Origin of the sequence: Variovorax sp. V35, assembly GCF_041154465.1 — a bacterium.
Classification (GTDB): Bacteria; Pseudomonadota; Gammaproteobacteria; order Burkholderiales; family Burkholderiaceae_C; genus Variovorax; species Variovorax boronicumulans.
Genome location: NZ_AP028666.1, coordinates 5,315,407 through 5,338,191, shown reverse-complemented (window position 1 = coordinate 5,338,191; position 22,785 = coordinate 5,315,407). Strand labels below are relative to the sequence as shown.

Below are 22,785 nucleotides of genomic sequence, written 5' to 3'. Positions count from 1 at the left end.
AGAGAGGGCCGACGTGAGCCAAGACGAACGCACCTTGCCGCCCGGCCTGCACCGCGACACCCTCGCGCTGCGCACCGGCCTGGCGCCCAGCCAGCACGGCGAGCACTCGGAGGCCCTGTTCCTCACGAGCGGCTTCGTGCAGCCCGACGCCGAAACCTCGGCCCGCCGCTTCGCCGGCACCGAGGCCGGCTTCACCTACTCGCGCACCTCGAACCCGACGGTCGCCAGCTTCGAGCAGCGCCTGGCCGCGCTCGAAGGCACCGAGGCCGCCATCGGCGCCTCCACCGGCATGGGCGCGATCCTCATGATGTGCATGGGCCTGCTCAAGGCCGGTGACCACGTGATCTGCTCGCGCTCGGTGTTCGGCTCCACGCTGAACCTGTTCGGCAAGGAGTTCGCCAAGTTCGGCGTCGAGACCACCTTCGTCTCGCAGACCGACGTGGCCGAGTGGCGTGCTGCGCTCAAGCCCAACACCAAGCTGCTCTTCGCAGAAACGCCGACCAACCCGCTGACGGAAGTCTGCGACATCCAGGCACTGGCCGACCTGGCCCACGGCATGGGCGCGCTGCTCGCGGTCGACAACTGCTTCTGCACGCCGATCCTGCAGCGGCCGGCTGAGCTGGGCGCCGACCTCATCATCCATTCGGGCACCAAGTACCTCGACGGCCAGGGCCGTGTGATGGCTGGCGCGATCTGCGGTCCGTCGAAGCTCATCGTCGATGTCTTCGGCCCCGTGGTGCGCACCGCCGGCATGGCGCTGTCGCCATTCAATGCGTGGGTCGTGCTCAAGGGCATGGAAACGCTCGGCATTCGCATGAAGGCGCAATGCGCGAATGCGCTGGCCGTGGCGCAGTGGCTCGAGCAGCAGCCCGGCATTGCACGCGTGTACTACCCCGGTCTTGCCTCGCATGGACAGCACGAGCTCGCGATGCGCCAGCAGTCGGGGCAGGGCGGGGCGGTGGTGTCGTTCGACGTGGTCGGCGACACACCCGAAGCCGCGCGCGCCAACGCGTTCCACGTGATCAACAGCACGCGCGTGGTGAGCATCGCCACCAACCTCGGCGACACCAAGACCATCATCACGCACCCCGGCACGACCTCGCACGGCCGCCTCACCGAAGTGCAGCGCCAGGCTGCCGGCATCAGCCAGGGGTTGATCCGCCTCGCGGTCGGCCTCGAATACATCGACGACATCACGGCCGACCTTTCGCGCGGCCTGAGCACCCTGACTTCCTGATTTTTCATTTCATGACCGGCAAAGTTCGCACCCGCATCGCACCGTCTCCCACCGGCTTCCTGCACCTGGGCACGGCGCGCACCGCACTCTATTCGTGGGCCTATGCGCGCCACCACGGCGGCGAGTTCGTGCTGCGCATCGAGGACACCGACGTGGCCCGCTCCACGCAGGACTCGACCGACCAGATCCTTGCGTCGATGCACTGGCTCGGCCTCGACTACGACGAAGGCCCGATCTACCAGATGCAACGCCTCGAGCGTTATCGCGAAGTCATCGCGCAGATGCTCGCGGCCGGTACCGCCTACCACTGCTACTGCACGCCGGCCGAACTCGACGAGATGCGCGAAGCCCAACGCGCGCGCGGCGAGAAGACGCTGTACGACCGCCGCTGGCGCCCTGAGTCCGGCAAGGTGCTGCCGCCCGTGCCCGAAGGCGTGCCGCCCGTGGTGCGCTTCTGCAATCCGCCCGAAGGCGACGTGACGTGGAACGACCTCGTCAAGGGCGAGATCACGATCAACAACCGCGAGATCGACGACCTGATCATCCTGCGGCCCGACGGTGTGCCCACCTACAACTTCGCGGTGGTGGTCGACGACTGGGACATGGCTATCACGCACGTGTTCCGCGGCGATGAGCACATCAACAACACGCCGTGGCAGATCAACATCTTCCGCGCGCTTGGCGCACCGCTGCCGCAGTTCGGCCACGTGCCCGTGATCCTCGGCGACGACGGGCAGAAGCTTTCGAAGCGCCGCGGCGCCGTGAGCGTCACCGCGTACGAGGACAACGGCTACCTGCCCGAAGCCATGCTCAACTACCTCGCGCGCCTGGGCTGGAGCCACGGCGACGACGAGCTCTTCACGCGCGAGCAGATGGTGAGCTGGTTCGACGGATCGCACCTGTCGAAGAGCCCCGCGCAGTGGGACGCGGCCAAGCTCGCGTGGGTGAATGCGCAGTACATCAAGGCCAAGAGCGGTGACGAGCTTGCACCGCTTGTTGCAGCGCAGTTGCAAAAGCGCGGCATCGTCGCCGACGCACGTTTGCCTGCGATCTGTGCGCTCTTCAAGGACCGTTGCGACACCACGGCGGCGCTCGCTGGTTGGGCTGCAGCGTTCTATTCGGACATCGAAGTGAGCGATGCAGACCGCGCGCAGCACATCACCGATGCAGTGAAGCCAGCGATCGCAACACTCGTTGAAAAATTGATGACGGTCGCCTGGGAGAGGGCCGAAATCGCAGTTATGATCAAGGAAGTCCTCGCGACACACGCGCTGAAAATGCCCGTGTTAGCGATGCCAGTACGAGTGCTTGTGATGGGAACATCGCAGACACCGTCCCTCGATTCAGTGCTCGAAATTTTTTCCCGCGAAAAAGTTATCGAGCGATTGAAAAAGGCCTGAAAATCGGGCTATAATTCGAGGCTCGACACCCACACGGGGGTATAGCTCAGCTGGGAGAGCGCTTGCATGGCATGCAAGAGGTCATCGGTTCGATCCCGTTTACCTCCACCATCAAAGTGTCGAGTAGGTTAGAGATGCTGATCGCAGCACGTCCAAGGTTTTGACCCTATCGTCTAGAGGCCTAGGACACCACCCTTTCACGGTGGCTACCGGGGTTCGAATCCCCGTAGGGTCGCCAGTTTCACTTCGGTGAAGTCGGCACGAGTCGTCAACACTCGGTTCCGCAAGGAACGAACGTTGTCTACCAGGAGTGGTAGTTCAGTTGGTTAGAATACCGGCCTGTCACGCCGGGGGTCGCGGGTTCGAGTCCCGTCCACTCCGCCAAACACAAGCCCCAGTAGCAGTTTTGCTACTGGGGCTTTTTGTTTTGCTCCGGGGCTTGGGCGCGGATGGGCACTTGTTCCAGGGATTCCGACCAACCCCACCTCGACCAGCTGGCAGCGTGACATTTGGGAACGTTCTTCACCGTGGCTATGTACGCGGCGCCGCAAGGCCAGGCGTTGGTTGTGCATCAGGGCTATTTCTCGCCCTCCAGGAGATGAAATGACTTTCCCCCGAGCCACTCTCAAGCTGGGTTTCGCAGGTCTCGTTGCTGCCGCAGCCTTGTTCACCGCTGCATCGGCCAGTGCGGCCACCAGTTGGTCCATTGGCGTCAACCTGCCTGGCGTGGTCGTGAGCGAGCCCGCACCGGTCTACTACGAGCCGGCGCCTGTCTATTCGAGGCCAGCCCCGACCTACTACCAGCCCGCACAGCCGGTCTACTCCGCCCCGGCACCTGTCTACTACGAGCCTGAATCCCGTTGGGAAGAACGTCGCGCGCAACGCTGGGAGGAACGCCGCGCAGAGCGCCGTGAATGGCGTCGTCGGCAGTGGGAGCGCGAGCAGCACCGTCGCTACTACGAGGATCGCGACTGACATCGGGAACGTCGATCCCTGCGAATCTGCCGGGCCTGGCATCAGTGATCTGCTGCCAGGCCCGGCTCGCACGCACGCGCGGTTGACCTGAGCGCAGCACGTTTCCGGAGCGCAGCCACGCGCTCACGGTGGTTGCCTGCGAGCCCTGCGCACCCGCAGAGCCGACAGGACTTTCCCCGAGTCATCGACGCATGAAGTCCGGGCATACTCGCGCGCCCTCCAGATTTCCAACAACAACGCCTAGAAGAACTTCATGTCAGGACACGGCTTTCACGTGCATGGTCCGCACGATCACGAACTCGAACATGCCGCCTCCGGCGGTCACGGCCACGGCCATGACGGTGCCGCCTCTCAAGGCAAGGGCATGAGCACGACAGGAAAGATTGCGGTGAGCACCGCGGCCATTGCGACGGCGGGCGCGATCTTCGCGTACATGGGCGGGGCCACGCAGGCCAACGCCGGCCTCTACAAGAACAACGCGGCCATCAAGAAGACCGAGGCCTCCAACCAGTGGAATTACTTCCAGTCGAAGAGCACCAAGCAGGCGCTGGCGGAGTTCGCACGCGACACCGCCACCGACGACGGCCGTCGCCAGGGCTGGCAGGTGAAGGTCACTCGCTACGAGCAGGAGAAGACCGAGATCCAGGCCGCCGCCAAGAAGCTGGAGGACGAGGCCAGCCGCTGGGACGCGCAATCCGAGACGCAGATGCACCAGCACCATCGTTGGGCGCAGGCCACCACCGTGCTGCAGGTCTCCATCGCGCTGGCGGCCATTGCGCTGCTCACCCGGAAGAAATGGCTGGAGCGCGCCATGTACGGCGTGGCCGTCGCGGGCGTGGCGATCGGCGCACTGGCGGCACTGCACATCTAGTGTGGTGTCCCACAAATAACTGCGCATGAAATCGCGCCTTTCACGCCAGGGCGGCGTTGCAAATCCTCGCGATACCTACGGGTATCGCTGCGGTTTGCGCCTTGCCCTGACGCGAAACGCATCGATTTCATTTTGCGCAGCTATTTGCGGGACACCACACTAGGACTTGGCGGGGCGATTCACCAGCGCGTGAATCCCGCGCAGGTCCAACCGCTCCAGCAGGTCGGCAAGCAGAGCCAGGAACGGCGCGTAGGCGGCTTGGTCGGCGTGGCGTTCGATCCAGTGCTCGATGTCCGTGACGCGACCCTGAAGCGCCAGGCTGGCAAGTTCGTCCAGGGCACGATCCTCCGGCATGGCATGTCGGGGCATCGCGGGCGTCGGTGATGCTTCGCCAGGCGCTGTCTCCCGCTGCGCGACGACGGGCCAGTCCGCGTCGGAGGCATCGACCGGCACCGACAGCGTGAAGGAGAACGTCGCACCCTGACCGGCCACGCTGGCCACGCTCAGCGTTCCGCCCATGGCCGAGACGATGCGCTGCGCGATGAACAGGCCCAGTCCCGTGCTGCCGCTCGCGGGGTGCATCTGCTGGAAGGCGCCGAAGATGTCGATGTTGCGGCTCATGTCGATGCCGATCCCGGTGTCACTGACCGCGAAGCTCAAGACACAGGCGCGCCCCTCGGGCCGGGCCGTGACCGACAAGGTCACCACGCCGTCGCGCGTGAACTTGGCGGCGTTGGACAGCAGGTTCAGCAGCACCTGCTGCATGCGCTTTCCGTCCAGGCCGATCTGCCGCGGCATTCGCTCGGAAGGGCGGTAGCGAAAGCGGTTGTTCCGCTGCGCGCACAGGGCGACGGCGTAGTCGGAAATGTCGTCCAGCAGGCGCGGCAGGTCGGTGGTGACGGGGTGGACCATCAGCGGTTGCAGCTCTGCCTTGGCGTACTCCAGCAGTTCGTCGATCAGGTGGAGCTGGTACTTGACGCTGCGCTGGATGGTCAGCAGATGCTTGCGCTGCGTGTCGTGCGCATCGGCGAGCAGGAGAGACGCGTATCCGCCGATCGTCGCAAGCGGTGCGCGCAAGTCGTGGCCGATGTAGCCCAGGATCTCGACTTTCTGATGGGCCTTGGCCTCGATGTGGGCGAGGGCCGCGCGCAGATCGGCATGCAAGGCAGCGGCGTGCATGTTGCCGAACGCCAGTGCGTAGCCGATGTGGGTCAACTTCAAGCCGAAGGCCAGCAGGGTCTGGAAATTGCCCGACGCCAGAAAATCCTGTGGCACGGGAAAGAAGGGCGTGCCGACCAGGCGTGCACCATGGACCAGCAACGCCAGCAAGGCGACGACGAGCACTTCGGGGTTGCTGTTTCCCCCGCGCCCGCGACCCATCGTGCACAGGGCCTGGAGGGTCATCAGGGCGATCACCGACTGGGCCGCGCCGTACACGTAGACACGCGCCGAGGTGTCGTACGTGACATAGGAGAAGCAGGCCAGCAAGGCCACTTCCACGGCCAGTACCCCCGCCATCCAGGGCAGCCACGCGCGGCGCCGATCGAAGAACAGGCAGATGCCCACGTAGAACAGGACCGAACTCAGTGTCGTGAGGAAATTCCCGAGGAGGATGGAGAAGAAGTCGGGGATCCTGTCCCGCAGGATGAGCAGCAAGGCGCCGATGCCGAAGACAAGGAAGCCGACGCCCCAGACCAGCAGATAGCGCGCGCGTCCCTTCGCCCATAGCGCCAGCATGCCGGCGGCAAGGACAAACTCCGCCAGCGCCGTGAAGAACGCAGCAGTTCCCAGATTCAGATTCATTTGGACTTCGATCGACGCTTGGCGATGCGCGTCGCTCCGAGGGGAGTCCGATTCTGCGGAGGATCTCGTCAGCCGCCTTTGCCTGGCGGTGCGCCGGTTTTGATCGGGCGCCCTGTCCGGTCATTGACCGGTTCGCGCCCTTGCTGGCTACGGAAATTCAAGCGCAGCGCAGCGCTACCCCAGCAGCAGGACCTGCGTGCCGTCGGAGGCCACCATCACGCCCGGCGAGGCCGCATCGATCTCGATGCGGATGCCCATGTGCAAGGCTGGGTCCAGGGGGCGCTGGCGGCCCGCGTTGAAGAGCGCCACGTCGCGCAGGTAGGTGTCGTGCTGCGCAAGGTTCAGCACGAACTTTTCCGGATAGGCGCCGGTCGCGCTCAGGTGGTCCGAGAATTTCTCGGTCATCGTGAAGAAGAGGAACAGCGGGTTGTCGGCCATGCCGCGAATCTAGCCGCGCTGCACGCAATCCGACTACCGGGTTTGTGGGAGGGGGAAGCGCCCGGCCGCAGCCTCAGGCCATCCCGTAGCGCAGCAGCCAGTTCCAGATCACCGCCGAGCCGTTCGACATCGCCAACGCCGCCTTCGCATAGCCCATGAGGTCGGCCAGCCGCACCTCGGCGCGGATCACGACGTCGTGGCGCTGCAGGTCTTCTTCCTTCACGTCCGCGCGGCGCCGGTCGAGCTCGTCGCGCAGCACGGTGGCGTAGGCGCGCGGGCTCTTCAGGCGCAGGAACATGATCGGCTCGACCACGGCGTCGAGTGCGGGATCGACGAAGGTGTGGATCTCGGGTTCGCGCGAGACGACCTGGTCGCCGTGCGCGTCCCGGATCAGCTGCTGGGCCTCTTCGAGCGCGGCCTCGTTCGCCGCATAGATCCGGCCGCCGCGTCCTTCGCAGATGAACACGTACTGGTCGGGGCGCGAAAGCCAGTCGACCGGCCCGCGCTGGGCGAAGACGGCCAGGCCTTCGGCGCCGGGCAGCAGCGACTGGCGCAGCGGGTACTTGGTGAGGGGGTCTTCAGCGAACATCTTGCAGCTTCCTCGAAATGACGAGCGACGGGGTGTCGGCGCGGCGGTCCGCGGGCACGACCAGCACGTCGCCCGTGGCCCAGCACAGCACGCGCTGCGCCACGCTGCCGAACAGGAAGTCGGCCAGCGGATGGGCGCGGCGCTTGCCGACCACCAGCAGCTCGGCGCGCGCATGCTGCTGCTGCACTGTCGCCTGCCGCGCCGGGTCGCCGCGGCCGATGGCCGAGAGCACGCGGTTGCGCCGCGCGCTGGACGAGTCGGTGAGCGAGAACAGCCGCTCGCGCGCCTGTCGCATGCTGTCGTGGCGGTAGGTCTTGATGGCGTGTTCGGACACTTCGGCGTAGCGCAGCTTGCTCTCGTGCATCGTGTTGAGCGCGTGGAACAGCTCCAGCGCGGCGTCGGGGTCCAGCCCGTGGGCCAGGCTCACGAGCTCGCGCGAGGCGGGCGTGAAGTCGACGGCCACGAGGATGCGGCTGTAGCGCAGGCGCGTGTCGAGCCGCGTCACGAGCACCGGGCAGCGCAGCTGCCGCAACAGGCGCTCCACGGGTTGGCCGGTGAAGAAGGCGGCAGGCGAGCGGTCGCGTTCGTGGCTCAGCACCACGAGGTCGATGTAGCGCGCCTCGTCCACGATCTGCGCGAGACCGCCGCCAGGCCCCGCGACCTGCTTGACCAGCACATCGAAGCGCGAGGCCATGGCGCGGGCCAGCCCCGCGAGCGCGGTCGCCGCCTCGGCGTGCGCGAGCGGCGCCAGGTCCGCGGGCGCGTACACGAGCTTCAGCAGCGCGCCGTGCTCGGCCGCGAGCAGTGCGGCGCGTTCGACCGCGCGGTTGCCGCGCGCCGTCAGGTCGGTGACGGCGAGGATGGATTGAAAGGACGGCGTGCTGGATGCGACGCCGCCTCCGGGAAGGGCGTGCTCCCGCTGAACCTGATGATGATGCATGACGCACTCCAGTCGAACGCGACCCCGGATGACGGGGGCGCAGCCGCGCGGGGCAGGTGCCCGGCGGTCGATGGTTTGCGCTGAAAAGAGAGAGGGGGAAAGAGGCGGACCGCCGGGCTCAGGAATGTGCGGGCGTCTGCTGGGCCGCCGCTGTCACCCGCGCCCACGCAGGCGTGCAACCGCCGGGGCGGGACGTCAAGGTGTGGAGGAAGGGCTGGGCGTTCATGCGGGGGAGTCTAGGCCGGATGCGGCTGAATCCGTTCAGTACCCGCACAACCTTTGCCAGATTGGAGCCGCGCGGTGCAGGGCGTGCGCGGTTGGGCTTCCCATTTTTCCTTTTCATTTGTCATGCGCAGGAGGGGACGTGTTTCCGTGTCTGTCCCTGTCTTCCTGGAGGTTCACGCATGAGATCCCACTGTTTAGCGCCCGGCCGGGCCGCAGAGATAGCCCATGAGCGCATCGACGATCGAGGCCTCGAGCGCGGCCGGCTCGAACTGCGCGGGCGGTTCGATGACGGCCGCGTGCACCAGCGTCTCCATGATCTGCAGCACCACCCAGGTGGCGAGGTCGAGGTTGCGCGGCGCGAGCTCGGGGCGGTGCTCGTCCAGCAGCTGGCGCACGCGCCGGAAGATGTCGTGGTCGGCCGGGCTTTCTTCGCGCGGCGTGTCGAAGAAGGGAAACTCCTTTTCGAGCACGCGATGCAGCGCCGGGTAGAGCGCATGCGCCGCGAGCAGCGCGCGCACCATGGCCTGCACGCGCCCGCGCAGGCTGCGCGCACGCGAGGCGGCCAGCACCTCGTCGATCACCGCGTACATCTGCCCCGCGTGCCGCTCGTGCAGCGCCGTGATCAGCGCGTCCTTGTTCGGGAAGTACTGGTAGAGCGAACCCACGCTCACGCCGGCGCGTTCGGCCACCACGTTGGTGTTGGTGCCGGCATAGCCGCGCTCTCCCAGAACGCGAGCCGTGGCTTCCAGAATGACCTCGACCATCTGCTGGGAGCGCGCCTGGCGCGGCGCCTTTCTTGGCTGGGGAAGGGATTTCATCGGGCGGTTCGAATGCGAGTTTTCAATGCGAGTGAAGGCTCGTATTCTAAGAAGAGCCGAGCAAATGCTCGCATTCAAGAGTTCGCAACATCCGAATCGATACACACACCATGACAGCCAATGCCTCCGAGGCCCACGCGCCGCGTGCGTTGCCTTCCGCCTTCCCGCTCCTGCAGCCGATCGCCGCGGTCCCGCCCGAACGGGGCACGCGGCTGGAAGCCCATGTCCTCCAGTGCCGCCTCGTGACGCCGCACATGCGCCGCATCACCCTCGGCGGCCCGGACGTCGCCGCCTTCTTGCGCCACGCGGCGGCCGACCAACCCGGCGCCTGGGTGAAGGTGTTCGTGCCCGGCGGCGAAGGGCGGGCCTACACCCTTCGCCGCATCGACCGCGTCGCCGCCACGCTCGAGCTGGACTTCGTGCTGCACGGCGACAGCGGCCACGAAGGCCCCGCTTCGGCCTGGGCGGCACGGGCGCAGCCGGGCGAACGCATCGGCTTCGCCGGGCCGCGCGACGGCGGTTTCGGGCTCCCGGACGACGCGCGCTGGGTGATGCTGGCCGGCGACGCGACCGCGCTGCCTGCGATCCAGTCGATTGCCGCGAGCCTCGGGCCGGAGATCCGCCTCAAGACCTATGTCGAAGTGCCCACGGCGGCCGATGTGCAGGAGATCCGCAGCCAGGCTGTGTTGCGCACCTGCTGGCTCACCGGCGATCCGGCCGAGCCGGGGCTGGCGCTTCAACAACAGCTGATGCACCGGCCGCAGCCGGCGGGGCCGGGTTACATCTGGCTGGCGGGCGAGTCGGGCGTGGTGCGCACGTTGCGCGCCCATTTCCTGAACGACCAGGGCCTGGCGCGCACGCGCCTGACCGCCAAGGGCTACTGGAAGCACGGCGAAGCCGATCACCGCGACCGGGCCTGAGCCCGACGCGCCGGGTCAGTGTTCCGCCGGTGCGTGGCGCGTGCGGGTGTCCGAAGGCCGCTCGCCGAAGCGCGCGCGGTACTGGGCCGCGAAATGGCCCAGGTGAAGGAAGCCGTATTTCTCCGCCACGTCGCGCACGCCTGTCTGCGTGGACGCGGCCTGCAGCTCGGCGCGGACGCGGTCCAGCCGCAGCTCGCGCAGGAACTCCATCGGTCCCTGGCCCGCATGCTGGCGGAACGCGATCTGCAGGGCGCGCGCGCTGCAGCCGGCCTCGCGGCACACGTCGGCCAGCGACAGCGGCTGCTCGGCGTGCGCGGCCATGAACTCCTGTGCCTTGCGCACCGCGCGCGGCAGCAGGTGGCGCTGCGCGTCGCCGGCCAAGGCGCGCGAGTGGTTGTGGCCCGCCGACATCAGCAGGCTCGACATCAGGTACTCCTCGGCATGCTCGGCCAGGCGCCCGCCGCCTTGCAGCGCATTGCCGGCATCGAGCGTGAGCCGCAGGTAGTCGATGAAGTGCACCAGCGGCGCGAGCGCGGGGTTGTCCAGCGGCACGCCGAGGTCGAACACCAGGTGCTGTCGCACCGGCGCCTGCAGCAGCGCCTCGAGCCGCGACAGCAGCGCCGCGCGCGCGATGCGCACGATCAGGTGCGGGCTGTCGTCGGCCCAGCGCATCGACAGCAATTCGGTGGGCGAGGGCAGCGAGGCGACGCGCGGCGTGGCGTCGACCTGCTGGCCGCCGCAGCGGATGTCGGCGCCGCCGCGCAACGGAATCTGCAACAGGAAGAAGTCTTGCAGGTAGCCCGGGTCGATCTGCACGCCGGGGCCGTACTGCACGTAATTGAGGCTCACGTCGCGGTGCAGCCGCGCGCTGTGGTGGCAGGCGTCCAGTTCGGTGCGCGGGCGCAGCATCGTGAGGCCGTGGGGGCAGAACACGCGGGCCACGCTCTCGCGCGCCTCGTCCATGTCGTGGCTCTCGAACAAACGGTAACGCTGCAGCGGCAGTCGTGGGGCGGTGGCGGTTTCCATAGGGAAGCGGGCAGACCGTAGCAAAAAGCCTTCCAGCCCACAATTCGGGCCGTCCCTTGGACCCCCCGAAAAAACCTGCGCGGCAGGGACAGCGCCTGCGTTTTCCGGATCGGCCGGCGAGGCCTTGCGTTCTACCTTTGGCCCATTCGCCGAACCGGCGATTCAACCGAGGAGAGCAAGCGTCATGTTCAAAGGTCTCGAAGGCAAAAGCGCCATCGTCACGGGTGGTTCGACATTGATAGGCGCCGGCGTGGTGCGCGCCTTTCACGCCGCGGGCGTGAAGGTGGTCATCGCCGACATCGACGCCGACAAGGGTCAGCCGCTGGCCGACGCGCTGGGCGCCGGGGTGCGCTTCGTGCGCACCGACATCACCGACGACGCGCAGGTGAAAGCCTGCGTCGACGAGGCCGCGGCCCGCCACGGCGGCGTGCACTTTCTGGTGAACCTGGCGTGTTCGTACGTGGACGACGGCTTCAAGTCGCCGCGTGCCGACTGGCTCACCTCGTTCAACGTGAACGTGGCCAGCGCCGTGGCCATGCTGCAGGCGGCGCACCCGCACATGGTCGCGGCGGGCGGCGGGGCGGTGGTCAACTTCACCAGCATCTCCTCGCGCGTGGCCCAGACCGGGCGCTGGCTCTACCCCGTGAGCAAGGCCGCGATGGCGCAGCTCACGCGCAACATGGCGATGGACCTCGCACCCGACCGCATCCGCGTGAACAGCGTCTCGCCGGGCTGGACCTGGTCGGCGGTGATGGACCAGCTCACGGGCGGCGACCGCGCGCGCACCGACCGCGTGGCCGCGCCCTACCACCTGCTGGGGCGCGTCGGCGATCCCGACGAGGTGGCGCAGGTGGTGCTGTTCCTGTGCTCCGAGCACGCGAGCTTCGTCACCGGCGCCGACTACGCGGTGGACGGCGGCTACTCCGCCATGGGCCCGGAGCAGGCCGTGCCGGCCATTCCCCGCCTGATGGAACCCTGATCGGCATCCACAACAACACCCCCACGAGACAACGAAAGAAGGAGCAAGCCATGAAGCGAATCGCCATCGTCGGCGCGGGCCAGTCGGGCCTGCAACTGGGACTCGGTCTGCTGGACGCAGGCTACGAGGTCACCATGTACAGCAACCGCACGGCGGACGACATCCGCCACGGCAAGGTCATGTCGAGCCAGTGCATGTTCCACACCGCACTGCAGGTCGAGCGCGACCTCGGGCTCGACCATTGGGCCAGCGACTGCCCCACGGTCGATGGCATCGGCTTCGCCGTGCCGCACCCCGAGCAGAAGGGCGCCAAGGCCATCGAATGGGCGGCGCGGCTGAACTCCAGCGCGCAGTCGGTCGACCAGCGCGTGAAGGTGCCGGCGTGGATGGCGCTGTTCCAGCAGAAGGGCGGCGAGCTGGTCTTCAAGGACGCCGGCATCGACGACCTCGAGGCCTGCACCCGCAGCCACGATCTCACGCTGGTGGCCAGCGGCAAGGGCGAGATCTCCAAGCTCTTCGAGCGCGACGCCGCCAAGTCGACCTACGACCAGCCGCAGCGCGCACTCGCGCTCACCTACGTGAAGGGCATGCGCCCGCGCACGCCGTACTCGGCCGTGTGCTTCAACCTGATTCCGGGCGTGGGCGAGTACTTCGTGTTCCCGGCGCTCACCACCACGGGCCCGTGCGAGATCATGGTGTTCGAAGGCGTGCCCGGCGGCCCGATGGACTGCTGGGCCGACGTGAAGACGCCGCAGGAGCACCTGGCGCGCAGCAAGTGGATCCTCGACACCTTCACGCCCTGGGAGGCCGAGCGCTGCGCCGACATCGAACTCACCGACGACAACGGCATCCTCGCCGGCCGCTTCGCGCCCACCGTGCGCAAGCCGATCGCCACGCTGCCTTCGGGCCGCAAGGTGCTCGGCCTGGCCGACGTGGTGGTGCTCAACGACCCGATCACCGGGCAGGGCTCGAACAATGCGGCCAAGTGCGCCGACACCTACCTGAAAAGCATCCTGGCGCGCGGCGAGGGCGCGGCCGATGCGCCGTGGATGCAGCAGACCTTCGACCGCTACTGGTTCGGCTACGCGCAGTGGGTCACGCGCTGGACCAACATGCTGCTCGCACCGCCGCCGCCGCACGTGCTCAAGCTGCTCGGCAGCGCGGGCGCCGTGGCGCCGATGGCCAGCGCCATCGCCAACGGCTTCGACGATCCGCGCACCTTCTTCCCGTGGTTCGCCGACCCGCAGGAGGCCGACCGCTACCTTGACACCTGCGCGGCTGCCGCGGCGGCTGCGTAGGCGGAGCCAGCGCATGACACGACGCGTGGCCATCGTCGGCGCCGGCCAGTCCGGCATGCAGCTCGCACTGGGCCTGCGGGCGAAAGGGTACGCCGTGACGGTGTATGCGAACCGCACGGCGCAGGAGATCTTCGACGGGCCGGTGATGTCCAGCCAGTGCATGTTCGAGACCGCGCTGCAGACCGAGCGCGAACTGGGGCTCGACAGCTGGGCCGACACCTGCCCGGTGGTCGAGGGCATCGGCATGTCGGTGCGCAGCCCCGAGGGCCAGCGCGCCATCGCGTGGGAGGCCAGGCTCGACGGCCCCGCGCAGTCGGTCGACCAGCGCCTGAAGATCTCGGCATGGATGCAGCTGTTCGAAGCGCGCGGCGGTCGCCTCGTGCACGAGGACGCCGACCTCGACACGCTGGAAGACTGCGCGCGCACGCACGACCTCGTGGTCGTCGCGAGCGGCAAAGGCGAGATCTCGGCGCTGTTCCCGCGCGATGACGCGCGCTCGCCCTTCGACGCGCCGCAGCGCGCGCTGGCACTGACCTACGTGAAGGGCATGCGCCCGCGCGAACCGTTCGCGGCCGTGAGCTTCAACCTCATTCCGGGTGTCGGCGAGTACTTCGTGTTCCCGGCACTGACCACCAGCGGCCCGTGCGAGATCATGGTGTTCGAGGGCGTGCCCGGTGGCCCGATGGATTGCTGGGACGACGTGAAGACGCCGCAGGAGCACCTGGCGCGCAGCAAGCAGATTCTCGAAACCTTCCTGCCCTGGGAGGCCGAGCGCTGCGAACACATCGAGCTCACCGACGACCACGGCGTGCTGCGTGGCCGCGTCACGCCCGTGGTGCGCCACCCGGTCGCCACGCTGCCTTCGGGCCGCCAGGTGCTGGGGCTCGCCGATGCCGTCGTGCTCAACGACCCGATCACGGGGCAGGGCTCGAACAACGCGGCCAAGGCGGCCGACATCTACCTCAAGCGCATCCTCGAGCACGGCGACGCACCTTTCGATGCCGCGTGGATGCAGCAGACCTTCGACCGCTACTGGGAGGGCTACGCCCGCTGGGCCACCGACTGGACGCACAGCCTGCTCACGCCGCCCGCGCCGCACCTGCAGAAGCTGCTGCAGAGCGCCACGCACAGGCCGGCCGTGGCGAGCGCGGTGGTCAACGGTTTCGACGACCCGCGCAACTTCGCGCCCTGGTGGTTCGACGCGGCCGAGGCCGACCGTTTTCTCGAAGCGAAGGCGCGCGAGGCCGCGGTCGATCGCTTCGACCGGCGCGACTTCCGCAAGGCGCTCGGCCAGTTCAGCACCGGCGTCACCGTGATCACCACGCGCGCGCTCGACGGCCGCCGCGTGGGCATGACGGCCAACTCGTTCTCGTCGGTGTCGCTCGATCCGCCGCTGGTGCTGTGGAGCCTGGCGCGGCAGGCGCCCAGCGTGGCCGACTTCACCGGCGCGAGCCACTTCGCGATCAACGTGCTGGCCGCGCCGCAGCACCACCTGTCGCGCCAGTTCTCGACGCCGCAGGCCGACAAGTTCGGCGGCGTCGATTGCTGCGAAGGCACGGCCGGCGTGCCGCTGCTCAACGGCGTGCTCGCGCGCTTCGTGTGCCGCAACGTGCGGCAGTACGACGGCGGCGACCACCTGATCTTCATCGGCGAGGTCGAAGGCTACGAGCGCTTCGACGGCGAGCCGCTGGTTTTTCACTCGGGCTACTACCAGGTCACGACGCGCCATCCGGAATGCGTACAGTGAGCCCCTGGTTCCCCACGTCCACCTTTGAGCATTGAACGGAGTCACACACCCATGCAGAACAAGGCATCCACCTCCTCGTCGCAAGACATCCGCATCCAGGCCGCCGACGGCAGCGGCAGCTTCGGCGCCTACCTGGCCCTGCCGCGCGGCGGCACCGGCCCGGGCCTGGTGCTTGCGCAGGAAATCTTCGGCGTCAACAAGACCATGCGTGACGTGGCCGACTACTACGCCGAGGAAGGCTACGTGGTGCTCGTGCCCGACCTGTTCTGGCGCCAGCAGCCCGACGTGCAGCTGGGCTACACGCCCGAGGACTGGCAGCGTGCCTTCGCGCTGTACCAGGGCTTCGACGAAGCGCTCGGCATGCAGGACATGCAGGCCGCCATCACCGCGCTGCGCCAGCGCCCCGAAGTGCCCGGCGGCAAGGTCGGCGTGCTCGGCTTCTGCCTGGGCGGGAAGCTCGCCTACCTGGCGGCCTGCCGCACCGACGCGGACGTGGCGGTGGGCTACTACGGCGTGGGCATCGACGCCGCGCTCGACGAGGCCGACCGCATCCGCTGCAAGCTGGCGCTGCACGTGGCCGAACTCGACGGCTTCTGCCCGCCCGAGGCGCGCGACCGCATCGTGCAGACGCTGCGCGGCCGGCCGAACGTCGAGGTGCATGTGTACCCCGGCGTCGACCACGCCTTCGCGCGCGTGGGCGGCGAGCACTTCCACCGTGCCTCGGCGCTCATGGCGCACGAGCGCAGCGTGGCCGCGCTGAAGTCGGCCATCGGCCCGAACTACGACCTGGCCGCGCTGTGGGACAAGCACTGCGAGTACGAGTTCGGCACGCGCAATGTCGACGACACCATGGGCACCATGGTGGCCGAGCCCTACGTCAACCACATCCCGACCATGACCGGTGGCGTAGGCTACAAGAACCTGCACGCGTTCTATACGAACCACTTCGTCAACAGCAACCCGCCCGACACCTCGCTGGTGCCGATCTCGCGCACCGTGGGCGCGACGCAGGTGGTCGACGAGATGCTGTTCTGTTTCACCCACACCACCGAGATCCCGTGGATGCTGCCCGGCGTGGCGCCCACCGGAAAGCGCGTGGAGATTCCGCTGCTCGCGGTGATCAAGTTCCGCGGCGACAAGCTCTACCACGAGCACATCTACTGGGACCAGGCGAGCGTGCTGGTGCAGGTGGGCCTGCTCGACGCGGCGCTGCTGCCGGTGGCGGGCGTGGAAACGGCGCGCAAGCTGCTCGACGAGACGCTGCCGTCGAACACGCTGCTGACGCGCGCTTGATGCGAACCTGAGGCGTCCGCGCGGCGCAGCCGCCGCGCGGGACGCGGCGGGCGTCTCAGACCGTCATGCCTTGTTCGACGTCGAGCGTCTTGCGGCGCGCCATGGCCAGGTTCGACTTGGTCTTGTCCAGCACCAGGTAGACGAACAGGCCTTCCTTCTTCTGCATCGGGCGGATGATGTGGTACTGCTTGCCGAGCGTGATCAGCATGTCTTCGATGTTGTCGTTCAGGCCGAGGTCGCGCATGGTGCGCAGCTTGGCGCGGACCACTTCGGTGTTGCCGGCGGCGGCCACCTCGAGATCGACGCCCGAGCCGATCTGGCCCAGGATCATGCCGCTGCTCGAATCGACCAGCGCCGCGCACAGGGCGCCGTCGCAGGTCATCAGGTCGTCCATGGATTGCTTGATATTTGCCATCGAAATCTTTCCTAGTCCTCGCCCCTGAAAGTCGGCGGCCACCCGGGCGAAGGGGATGGGTGGCTGCCGGTGTCGAATGGGTGTGGTGCGCCGACGCCCGGCGTCAGGCGTGTTGCAGCAGCTGCGTCGCCTGTTTCGCGAAGTAGAGGACCTGGCCGATGATGGCTTCGCGGCTGGTGACCACGCTCACGATCAGCGTCATCTCGGGGTGCCGCGCCTGCAGCATCAGGATGTGGCCGTGCGTGGCCTCGATCGCCACGTTGTCGCAATGGCCCAGCTGGCTTTCCTCGCCGGCCACGGCGCCCAGCGCGGCCAGCGAACTGGCAATGGCCGACAGGCGCGCGACCTGCGCGGTGTTCTCGACGCGCGCGGCCAGCTCCAGGCCGTCTTCGGTCGAGATCACCACGGCCTTCACGCCCTTGATTTCCCGCATCAGGGTGTCGATGGCCGATTCCGCTGCAAGCCTGATTCTTGGAGTGATGTTCATTGCTGCCTGAATGGAAGGAAAAGGAGAAAAAGAGAGGGCGTCCTGCGTTCAGACCTCGAGCTGGAGCAGAAGCAGTTCCAGCAGCTGCACGACCTGCTGCGCATCGGTGACGTTGGCCGGCAGCACCGGGCACACGACGCCCTTGGCCTCCATGCGCCGGGCGTAGGCGTCGATGCCGGGGCTCGGGTGCGTTTCCATGCGGCCCACGGCCACCACGCAGGCGGTCTGCGCGATGAGTTCGGCAAAGCCGTCCAGGTAGATGTCGAGGTCGGCCAGCGGATCGGGGCGGCTGTTGTCCACCAGGATCACCACGCCGAGCGCGCCGCGCCCCAGGATGCGCCACATGAAGTCGAAGCGCATCTGGCCGGGCGTGCCGTACAGGCGCAGCTTCTCGCCGTTGTCGAGCGTGAGTTCGCCGTAGTCCAGGCCGACCGTGGTGGTGGCCTTGGCGACCGAGGTGTCGCTGTTGCGCACGTCGGTGCTCACGGGCGGGATCTCGCTCACGCCGGCGATGGCCGTGGTTTTGCCGGCGCCCATGGTGCCGGTGAAGAGGATCTTGTGTTCTACGGTCATTGAGGGCCTGACGGCAGCAAGCCGAGTCGGTTCCTGATGCGTGCGAGCAGGCCGGGCTGCACGGTGTCGCGGGCGGGTGCCGGGAAGCGGCTGTCGGGGAAGACGCTGTCGGGGGCCGAGGCGGCCACAAGAACGCCGGGACTGGCGGCGCGTTCGAGCAGGCCGGCGCGCTGCAGGTCGGCCAGGAAGTCCGCGCACTCCTGGCGCGTGGCGGGCGAGCGCTGCTGCAGCGACAGCACCGACGCCGGCCGGTTGGACATCAGCGTGGCCAGGCGCAGGCGGATCGGCGCCTCGAGCACGGCCGCGGGCGGCCAGCGCAGCATGCGGAACTCTTCGTGCTCGCCGATCGGCACCTCAGTCATGGCCAGCCCCAGGCCACGGGCGTGGACCACCATCGCGCCCAGGCGGTTGAGCGCCACTTCCAGCGCATCGGTGTGCAGCGGCAGGGCCAGGAAAGGGCCGCGCTGCGGGTCGGCATGGGCAACGGTCAGCGTGGGCACCGCCGGTTGGGGCGAGGCGGCTGCGAGGGCGACCTGGTCGCCGACGACCCGCAGGTCGGCCTGTTCGGCCTTCCACGACCAGTTCTGGTGCGTGCGGTGGTCGAGCAGCCGGATCAGCGACTTGAGCAGCACTTCTTCGCGGTGCGGCAGCCCTTCGACGCTGTAGCTCAGCAGGGCGCGTTGACTTTTGGGAACGGTGTTAACGGCCGTCATGCAGCCTCCGCACCACCGTGCCCATCGGCCGGCCGCTGTGGGATGTTGCGTTCAACCGCATCGAAAACACCGATTGGAGGCGGCATCGCCGTTCTTTTTGCAACTTAAGCACTCACTGTAAGAAGTTGGACGGAGACGCCGATCGCAACGCTGGCTGGGAGAACTAAAGTGTTTGTTTGGAGGTGGCGTCAAAAATATAACACTTGTTGCAAATAAAAACACAAGATTACGAACAACTGTTTTCAGTGGGTCGCGGACGCGACAAAGCCTCGCGGGCCGCAGCGCGGCACGCGAGGTTTCAGGGAGGGGCGGGGAAAGCGGCTGGCGGGGAGAAGGGCGCCCGCCGGGGCGTCAGTGCGCCAGCTGGGCCTGCAGCTCGGCCACTTGCCGGCGCAGGTCGGCGTTCTCGGCCGTGAGTTCGGCCACGCGCTGTTGCAGTTGCTGCACGGCGTCGAGCGCCGCCGGTTCGGCGCCTTCTTCGGTTTCGGGCGCGGCTTCGCGCGGCTTGCGCTTGGCCTCGCGCACGCGCTTGGCGGCCTGCTTCAGCTCATCCTTGCCGGCGTTGGCGGCCGACACCTGCTCTTCGGCGGGCAGGGACGCGACGGCCGCGGCCGTGTTGATCGAGATCACGCCTGACTTCACGGCCGCCACCAGTTCGGGCGCAGCCTGCTTCTGGATCTTCTCGATCATCACGACCTGGCTGCTGCTCAGGCGCGCGGCGCGGGCGATGGCCTCGCGGCTGTTCAGCGGCACGGGCGGCGGTAGGGCCTCGTCGGAAGCGGGAGCGGAGGTCGAAGCGGGCGCGTCGTCGACGTCGAAGGGCGGATCGTCCGCCGTGGTCGGGGTGGTCGGTGTGGCGGCGCTGCTGCGGGCGCGGCGCTCGTCCACGATGTCCTTCTTGCGCAGCGCCAGCACGCCGCGCAGGTAGTCCGAGATGCTGCGGCGGCCCAGGTGCTGGTCGATCATCCACAGGTGCACGTCCTGCAGCGTCTTGAAACGCGTGTTCTGCACGGTCTGAAAGGGCAGGCCGTGCTTCTGGCAGATGCCGTAGCGGTTGTGGCCGTCCACCAGCACGTCGCCCCACAGCACCAGCGCGTCGCGGCAGCCTTCGGTGAGGATGCTGCGTTCGAGGGCTTCGTACTCCTCCGGCGTCAAGGGATCGATATAGGCTTTGAGTTCTTCGTTGACGACGATGTTCATGGGTACGGGTGCGATGTAAGGGGCGGAATTTTAGGTGTCTCGGTTTCGGCCGCTCGAACGTCTAGACAGGGAGAGAGACGAGAAGGCGCCACCGGGAAAAACAGGGCCTTCTTGCGTCATCAAATGGTAATAGTTCTTATTTGCATCTTTGCCCTTGAACACTTCAGGAGTACCCATGGATCTGTCGCTTTCCCCGTCCGCGCCCACGCTGGGGGAGGTCTTCATCGCGAACCGTGCCCAGCTCCAGCGCGTCGCGCAAAAGATCGTCCGCACCGCTGACCTCGCGGACGAAGTGCTGCAGGACGCCTATCTGAAGCTCGCCGACGGCGCTTCGGTGCGCGATGTCCGCAAGCCGCTCGGTTACTGCTGCCAGGTGGTGCGCAACGTGGCGGTCGACTACCACCGCCACCATTCCGTGGAGGCCAGCTACCGCACCTACTGCGACGACGTCGAACTCGTGAGCCCGCCCAGCAGCAACGACGCACCCGACCGCGTGCTCGGCGGCCGGCAGGCGCTGGTGGCCATCGACCGCGTGCTCGAGGCTCTACCGCCACGCACCCGCCTCGCGTTCGAACTCAACCGTCTCAGTGGCCTGACCCAGCGCGAGATCGCCACGCGCCTGGGCTGCTCCGCCACGCTCGTGAACTTCATGATCAAGGACGCCGACGCCGCACTCGAAAGCTGCCGCTACCTCGTGCAAGCCGGCTGATTTTTCCGACGCACCGCATCGGCGCTACGATGGCCGCCGATGAGCAGTCCCAACGACACGCAAAGCGACCCCACCTGGCAGACCGCCTGGGCGTGGGTTCGCCGCCAGGACGCCGGCGAAGGCGCCCTCGACGCCGCCGCGAGCGCCGAGCTCGCGCAATGGCTCGCCGCCGATCCTGCCCATCGCCAGGCCTACGACGAGGCAGGCCGCCTCTGGCTGCTCGTCGGCCTGGTGCCGCCTGCGCACGACGTCCCGTCGCCGGACGCCGAAGACGCGGCCCGCTAGCCCGCTCCCTCTTTTTTTCGCAGCTCCTGCAGCGGCCCTCGCCGCGGCGCAGCCGTGCACGGTCTGGATGCATGCGGGACTAAACACCCGGCCTCGCGGCGCGTCTTGTATCGCAAGGGCAAACCCTGCCCGTCATTGCACTTACCAAGAGGACCGCCCATGTCTACCAGCTGTTTCGACCGCGAGGACGAGACCTTCATCGTGCTCGTCAACCACGAAGCGCAGTACTCCATCTGGCCGCACTGGAAGGCCGTGCCCGGCGGCTGGACCGCCGTCGACGGCGTCAAGGGCGACAAGAAGACCGTGCTCGACTACGTCGAAGCCCAGTGGACCGACATGCGCCCCAAGTCGCTGCGCGACTGGATGGCCGCGCAGCAGTCGCAGCAGCAACCCGACAACGCCTCCGCCTGACGCGCATGCAGGCCTCGCTGCCCCTGCTGTGCCTGCCCTGCGCGGGCGCCAGCGCCACCATGTACCTGCGCTGGCGGCGTGCGCTGCCGCGCTGGATCGAGGTCGTGCCGGTCGAGCTGCCGGGCCGCGGCGGGCGCCTGGGCGAAAGCTTCGTCGACAGCTTCGACCGCATGGTCGCGCAGCTGTGCACCGAGCATGAAGGCGTGCTGCGAGGTCGCTACGTGCTGTTCGGCCACAGCATGGGCGCCTTGCTGGCCTGGGGCATGGCGCAGCACCAGCGGCAACAGCACCGGCCATTGCCGGATGCGCTGATCGTCTCCGGCAGCGCTGCACCGTCGCAGCGCGACCCTGACCGCTTTCTCGACATCACCGACGACGCAGCCCTCATCGCCGACCTGCGCAAGCAGGGCGGCACGCCCGACGAACTCTTCGACAGCCCCGAGCTGCTGTGCATGACGCTGGACACCCTCGGCGCCGACTACCGCCTGTGCCGCAGCTTCGTGCACGCCGACCCCGCGCCGCTGCCCGTGCCGCTGCATGTGCTGGCCGGCCGCCAGGACGACATCGCGCCGTGGCGCATGCGGGCCTGGGCCGCCGAGACCACGCATGCGCGCTTCACGCTCGATTGGTTCGAGGGCGGTCACTTCTTCATCCGCCAGCACGAGACCTCCGTGCTGGCCGCGCTGGCGCGGCACCTCGCGCCGGCGGTGATGGCGGCAGGAGGCGTCGATGCGGCTCGTGCCCTGGCATGACCCGTTGCCGCCGGGCATCGCGTTGCACCGCCTGGACCTGGACCTCGCGGCGGAGGACGGTGATGCCTGGGCCGACCTCACGTCCGACGAACGCGCACGCGCGAATCACTTTGCTCGCCGCGCCGACCGCGTGCGCTTCGCCCACACCCGCGCCGCCGTGCGCCGCCTGATCGCGCAGCGCCTTGCCTGTCGTCCAGCGGACGTGCCGCTGCGCACTGACGCACACGGCAAGCCCTTCGTCGAAGCCGGCAGCGACAACGCCGTGCCCCTCTTCAACATCTCGCACGCCGGCGACCACGCGCTCATCGCGCTGGCCGACCCGGCGCGCGTGCGCTGCGTCGGCGTCGACATCGAAGCCTGCGCGCGCGACCTCATGGCCGACGCCGATGCGCTGCTCGCCATGGCCTTCACCGCGCGCGAACAGCGCGAGATCCGCAGCGACGCCGACCTGCCACGCGCCTTCTACCGACGCTGGGTCGGCAAGGAAGCTGTGTTGAAAGCCGCCGGCGTCGGCATGGCCGAACACCTGCAAAGCGTCGGCATCCACCCCGACGCCCATGGCGCGCTCGCCGTCGACTGCGCCGTGCCCGCGTGGGCCGGCATCGAAGCGATGGCGCTGTCCGCGCCGCCGGGCTACGCCGCCGCGCTGGCCTGGCACACCAAGGAACAACCCCTGTGAAT

The 22,785-nt window shown here is 67.9% G+C and carries 24 protein-coding genes, 3 tRNA genes and 2 pseudogenes; 18 read left to right on the top strand and 11 right to left on the bottom strand.

Annotation, left to right across the window (positions count from 1 at the left end; all coding sequences use genetic code 11):
• Positions 1-13: 13 nt before the first annotated feature.
• The 7 genes from ACAM42_RS24475 (at position 14) to ACAM42_RS24445 (ending at position 4,483) form a co-directional block, all read left to right on the top strand.
• Positions 14-1,237, top strand: a complete 1,224-nt coding sequence (locus tag ACAM42_RS24475) for an O-succinylhomoserine sulfhydrylase (RefSeq protein ID WP_369629707.1) — start codon at positions 14-16, stop codon at positions 1,235-1,237.
• Between the two features lie 11 nt (positions 1,238-1,248).
• Complete coding sequence (gene gltX / locus ACAM42_RS24470; RefSeq protein ID WP_369629706.1) at positions 1,249-2,637, top strand: glutamate--tRNA ligase; 1,389 nt, start codon at positions 1,249-1,251, stop codon at positions 2,635-2,637.
• 35 nt (positions 2,638-2,672) lie between these two features.
• Positions 2,673-2,748, top strand: a tRNA-Ala gene (locus ACAM42_RS24465).
• 51 nt (positions 2,749-2,799) lie between these two features.
• Positions 2,800-2,875: transfer RNA gene (locus ACAM42_RS24460), tRNA-Glu, on the top strand.
• A 69-nt stretch (positions 2,876-2,944) separates the two neighbouring features.
• A tRNA-Asp gene (locus ACAM42_RS24455) sits at positions 2,945-3,021 on the top strand.
• Positions 3,022-3,240: 219 nt separating this feature from the next.
• Positions 3,241-3,612 (top strand): hypothetical protein, encoded by a 372-nt coding sequence (locus ACAM42_RS24450; RefSeq protein ID WP_070062418.1) that lies wholly within the window; start codon positions 3,241-3,243, stop codon positions 3,610-3,612.
• 364 nt (positions 3,613-3,976) lie between these two features.
• Positions 3,977-4,483 (top strand): DUF4337 domain-containing protein, encoded by a 507-nt coding sequence (locus ACAM42_RS24445; protein ID WP_369629705.1) that lies wholly within the window; start codon positions 3,977-3,979, stop codon positions 4,481-4,483.
• A gap of 159 nt (positions 4,484-4,642) precedes the next feature.
• Here the strand turns inward: ACAM42_RS24445 and ACAM42_RS24440 are convergent, their stop codons facing one another.
• The 5 genes from ACAM42_RS24440 to ACAM42_RS24420 form a co-directional block, all read right to left on the bottom strand.
• Positions 4,643-6,286: an ATP-binding protein gene (locus tag ACAM42_RS24440; RefSeq protein WP_369629704.1), complete on the bottom strand. Its 1,644-nt coding sequence runs from the start codon at positions 6,284-6,286 to the stop codon at positions 4,643-4,645.
• A gap of 174 nt (positions 6,287-6,460) precedes the next feature.
• Positions 6,461-6,724 (bottom strand): hypothetical protein, encoded by a 264-nt coding sequence (locus tag ACAM42_RS24435; RefSeq protein ID WP_070062421.1) that lies wholly within the window; start codon positions 6,722-6,724, stop codon positions 6,461-6,463.
• Positions 6,725-6,797: 73 nt separating this feature from the next.
• On the bottom strand, positions 6,798-7,313 hold the full coding sequence (locus ACAM42_RS24430) for a hypothetical protein (RefSeq protein WP_354343854.1): 516 nt from the start codon (positions 7,311-7,313) through the stop codon (positions 6,798-6,800).
• On the bottom strand, positions 7,303-8,253 hold the full coding sequence (locus ACAM42_RS24425) for a universal stress protein (RefSeq protein WP_369629703.1): 951 nt from the start codon (positions 8,251-8,253) through the stop codon (positions 7,303-7,305). The genes ACAM42_RS24430 and ACAM42_RS24425 overlap by 11 nt, the downstream gene beginning before the upstream one ends.
• 419 nt (positions 8,254-8,672) lie before the next feature.
• Positions 8,673-9,296: a TetR/AcrR family transcriptional regulator gene (locus ACAM42_RS24420; protein WP_369629702.1), complete on the bottom strand. Its 624-nt coding sequence runs from the start codon at positions 9,294-9,296 to the stop codon at positions 8,673-8,675.
• Between the two features lie 110 nt (positions 9,297-9,406).
• Here ACAM42_RS24420 and ACAM42_RS24415 point away from each other — a divergent pair, with 110 nt between their 5' ends.
• Positions 9,407-10,216, top strand: coding sequence for a siderophore-interacting protein (locus ACAM42_RS24415; protein ID WP_369629701.1), 810 nt, complete (start codon positions 9,407-9,409; stop codon positions 10,214-10,216).
• 15 nt (positions 10,217-10,231) lie between these two features.
• On the opposite strand, the gene ACAM42_RS24410 is transcribed toward ACAM42_RS24415, so the two are convergent.
• Positions 10,232-11,242 carry an AraC family transcriptional regulator gene (locus tag ACAM42_RS24410; RefSeq protein WP_307637827.1) on the bottom strand — a complete coding sequence of 337 codons (1,011 nt, stop codon included), beginning with the start codon at positions 11,240-11,242 and terminating at the stop codon, positions 10,232-10,234.
• Positions 11,243-11,426: 184 nt separating this feature from the next.
• On the opposite strand from ACAM42_RS24410, the gene ACAM42_RS24405 reads away from it, so the two are divergent.
• The 5 genes and pseudogenes from ACAM42_RS24405 to ACAM42_RS24385 all read left to right on the top strand — a co-directional run bounded on the left by ACAM42_RS24405 (position 11,427) and on the right by ACAM42_RS24385 (position 16,559).
• Positions 11,427-12,221 carry an SDR family oxidoreductase gene (locus ACAM42_RS24405; protein WP_369629700.1) on the top strand — a complete coding sequence of 265 codons (795 nt, stop codon included), beginning with the start codon at positions 11,427-11,429 and terminating at the stop codon, positions 12,219-12,221.
• Positions 12,222-12,271: 50 nt separating this feature from the next.
• Entirely contained in the window at positions 12,272-13,519 is a 1,248-nt protein-coding gene (locus ACAM42_RS24400) for a styrene monooxygenase/indole monooxygenase family protein (RefSeq protein WP_369629699.1), read from the top strand.
• 13 nt (positions 13,520-13,532) lie between these two features.
• Positions 13,533-14,747, top strand: a pseudogene (locus ACAM42_RS24395) (styrene monooxygenase/indole monooxygenase family protein); the annotation flags it as partial.
• Between the two features lie 30 nt (positions 14,748-14,777).
• A pseudogene (locus ACAM42_RS24390) lies at positions 14,778-15,266 on the top strand (flavin reductase family protein); the annotation flags it as partial.
• A 51-nt stretch (positions 15,267-15,317) separates the two neighbouring features.
• The gene (locus tag ACAM42_RS24385; protein WP_369629698.1) at positions 15,318-16,559 is read left to right on the top strand and encodes a dienelactone hydrolase family protein; all 1,242 of its coding nucleotides are present in this window, start codon (positions 15,318-15,320) and stop codon (positions 16,557-16,559) included.
• 55 nt (positions 16,560-16,614) lie between these two features.
• Here ACAM42_RS24385 and ACAM42_RS24380 read toward each other — a convergent pair whose 3' ends face one another.
• The 5 genes from ACAM42_RS24380 to ACAM42_RS24360 all read right to left on the bottom strand — a co-directional run bounded on the left by ACAM42_RS24380 (position 16,615) and on the right by ACAM42_RS24360 (position 19,947).
• On the bottom strand, positions 16,615-16,974 hold the full coding sequence (locus ACAM42_RS24380; RefSeq protein WP_062469909.1) for a hypothetical protein: 360 nt from the start codon (positions 16,972-16,974) through the stop codon (positions 16,615-16,617).
• Positions 16,975-17,077: 103 nt separating this feature from the next.
• Positions 17,078-17,461 (bottom strand): hypothetical protein, encoded by a 384-nt coding sequence (locus ACAM42_RS24375; RefSeq protein ID WP_062469906.1) that lies wholly within the window; start codon positions 17,459-17,461, stop codon positions 17,078-17,080.
• A gap of 48 nt (positions 17,462-17,509) precedes the next feature.
• Positions 17,510-18,034, bottom strand: coding sequence for an ATP/GTP-binding protein (locus ACAM42_RS24370; protein ID WP_062469903.1), 525 nt, complete (start codon positions 18,032-18,034; stop codon positions 17,510-17,512).
• The gene (locus ACAM42_RS24365; protein WP_095950834.1) at positions 18,031-18,747 is read right to left on the bottom strand and encodes a hypothetical protein; all 717 of its coding nucleotides are present in this window, start codon (positions 18,745-18,747) and stop codon (positions 18,031-18,033) included. Before ACAM42_RS24365 ends, ACAM42_RS24370 begins: the two co-directional genes overlap by 4 nt.
• 351 nt (positions 18,748-19,098) lie before the next feature.
• Positions 19,099-19,947 (bottom strand): plasmid replication/partition related protein, encoded by an 849-nt coding sequence (locus ACAM42_RS24360; protein WP_369629697.1) that lies wholly within the window; start codon positions 19,945-19,947, stop codon positions 19,099-19,101.
• 175 nt (positions 19,948-20,122) lie between these two features.
• Here ACAM42_RS24360 and ACAM42_RS24355 point away from each other — a divergent pair, with 175 nt between their 5' ends.
• From ACAM42_RS24355 to ACAM42_RS24335, 5 genes are all read left to right on the top strand, one after another.
• A complete protein-coding gene (locus tag ACAM42_RS24355; protein WP_369629696.1) occupies positions 20,123-20,656 on the top strand; it encodes a sigma-70 family RNA polymerase sigma factor in 534 nt (177 codons plus the stop codon).
• A gap of 39 nt (positions 20,657-20,695) precedes the next feature.
• Complete coding sequence (locus ACAM42_RS24350; RefSeq protein ID WP_369629695.1) at positions 20,696-20,941, top strand: FecR/PupR family sigma factor regulator; 246 nt, start codon at positions 20,696-20,698, stop codon at positions 20,939-20,941.
• 159 nt (positions 20,942-21,100) lie between these two features.
• On the top strand, positions 21,101-21,352 hold the full coding sequence (locus ACAM42_RS24345) for an MbtH family NRPS accessory protein (protein ID WP_139706685.1): 252 nt from the start codon (positions 21,101-21,103) through the stop codon (positions 21,350-21,352).
• 5 nt (positions 21,353-21,357) lie between these two features.
• Positions 21,358-22,104 carry a thioesterase II family protein gene (locus ACAM42_RS24340; RefSeq protein ID WP_369629694.1) on the top strand — a complete coding sequence of 249 codons (747 nt, stop codon included), beginning with the start codon at positions 21,358-21,360 and terminating at the stop codon, positions 22,102-22,104.
• Entirely contained in the window at positions 22,082-22,783 is a 702-nt protein-coding gene (locus ACAM42_RS24335; RefSeq protein ID WP_369629693.1) for a 4'-phosphopantetheinyl transferase superfamily protein, read from the top strand. Before ACAM42_RS24340 ends, ACAM42_RS24335 begins: the two co-directional genes overlap by 23 nt.
• The last annotated feature ends 2 nt before the right edge of the window (positions 22,784-22,785 follow it).

Excerpts from the sequence above, each read along its gene's own strand:
- gltX (WP_369629706.1), top strand. The coding sequence starts at position 1,249 with ATGACCGGCAAAGTTCGCACCCGCATCGCACCGTCTCCCACCGGCTTC.
- ACAM42_RS24450 (WP_070062418.1), top strand. The coding sequence starts at position 3,241 with ATGACTTTCCCCCGAGCCACTCTCAAGCTGGGTTTCGCAGGTCTCGTT.
- ACAM42_RS24445 (WP_369629705.1), top strand. The coding sequence starts at position 3,977 with ATGAGCACGACAGGAAAGATTGCGGTGAGCACCGCGGCCATTGCGACG.
- ACAM42_RS24440 (WP_369629704.1), bottom strand. The coding sequence starts at position 6,286 with ATGAATCTGAATCTGGGAACTGCTGCGTTCTTCACGGCGCTGGCGGAG.
- ACAM42_RS24435 (WP_070062421.1), bottom strand. The coding sequence starts at position 6,724 with ATGGCCGACAACCCGCTGTTCCTCTTCTTCACGATGACCGAGAAATTC.
- ACAM42_RS24430 (WP_354343854.1), bottom strand. The coding sequence starts at position 7,313 with ATGTTCGCTGAAGACCCCCTCACCAAGTACCCGCTGCGCCAGTCGCTG.
- ACAM42_RS24425 (WP_369629703.1), bottom strand. The coding sequence starts at position 8,253 with ATGCATCATCATCAGGTTCAGCGGGAGCACGCCCTTCCCGGAGGCGGC.
- ACAM42_RS24420 (WP_369629702.1), bottom strand. The coding sequence starts at position 9,296 with ATGAAATCCCTTCCCCAGCCAAGAAAGGCGCCGCGCCAGGCGCGCTCC.
- ACAM42_RS24415 (WP_369629701.1), top strand. The coding sequence starts at position 9,407 with ATGACAGCCAATGCCTCCGAGGCCCACGCGCCGCGTGCGTTGCCTTCC.
- ACAM42_RS24410 (WP_307637827.1), bottom strand. The coding sequence starts at position 11,242 with ATGGAAACCGCCACCGCCCCACGACTGCCGCTGCAGCGTTACCGTTTG.
- ACAM42_RS24405 (WP_369629700.1), top strand. The coding sequence starts at position 11,427 with ATGTTCAAAGGTCTCGAAGGCAAAAGCGCCATCGTCACGGGTGGTTCG.
- ACAM42_RS24400 (WP_369629699.1), top strand. The coding sequence starts at position 12,272 with ATGAAGCGAATCGCCATCGTCGGCGCGGGCCAGTCGGGCCTGCAACTG.
- ACAM42_RS24385 (WP_369629698.1), top strand. The coding sequence starts at position 15,318 with ATGCAGAACAAGGCATCCACCTCCTCGTCGCAAGACATCCGCATCCAG.
- ACAM42_RS24380 (WP_062469909.1), bottom strand. The coding sequence starts at position 16,974 with ATGGCAAATATCAAGCAATCCATGGACGACCTGATGACCTGCGACGGC.
- ACAM42_RS24375 (WP_062469906.1), bottom strand. The coding sequence starts at position 17,461 with ATGAACATCACTCCAAGAATCAGGCTTGCAGCGGAATCGGCCATCGAC.
- ACAM42_RS24370 (WP_062469903.1), bottom strand. The coding sequence starts at position 18,034 with ATGACCGTAGAACACAAGATCCTCTTCACCGGCACCATGGGCGCCGGC.
- ACAM42_RS24365 (WP_095950834.1), bottom strand. The coding sequence starts at position 18,747 with ATGACGGCCGTTAACACCGTTCCCAAAAGTCAACGCGCCCTGCTGAGC.
- ACAM42_RS24360 (WP_369629697.1), bottom strand. The coding sequence starts at position 19,947 with ATGAACATCGTCGTCAACGAAGAACTCAAAGCCTATATCGATCCCTTG.
- ACAM42_RS24355 (WP_369629696.1), top strand. The coding sequence starts at position 20,123 with ATGGATCTGTCGCTTTCCCCGTCCGCGCCCACGCTGGGGGAGGTCTTC.
- ACAM42_RS24350 (WP_369629695.1), top strand. The coding sequence starts at position 20,696 with ATGAGCAGTCCCAACGACACGCAAAGCGACCCCACCTGGCAGACCGCC.
- ACAM42_RS24345 (WP_139706685.1), top strand. The coding sequence starts at position 21,101 with ATGTCTACCAGCTGTTTCGACCGCGAGGACGAGACCTTCATCGTGCTC.
- ACAM42_RS24340 (WP_369629694.1), top strand. The coding sequence starts at position 21,358 with ATGCAGGCCTCGCTGCCCCTGCTGTGCCTGCCCTGCGCGGGCGCCAGC.
- ACAM42_RS24335 (WP_369629693.1), top strand. The coding sequence starts at position 22,082 with ATGCGGCTCGTGCCCTGGCATGACCCGTTGCCGCCGGGCATCGCGTTG.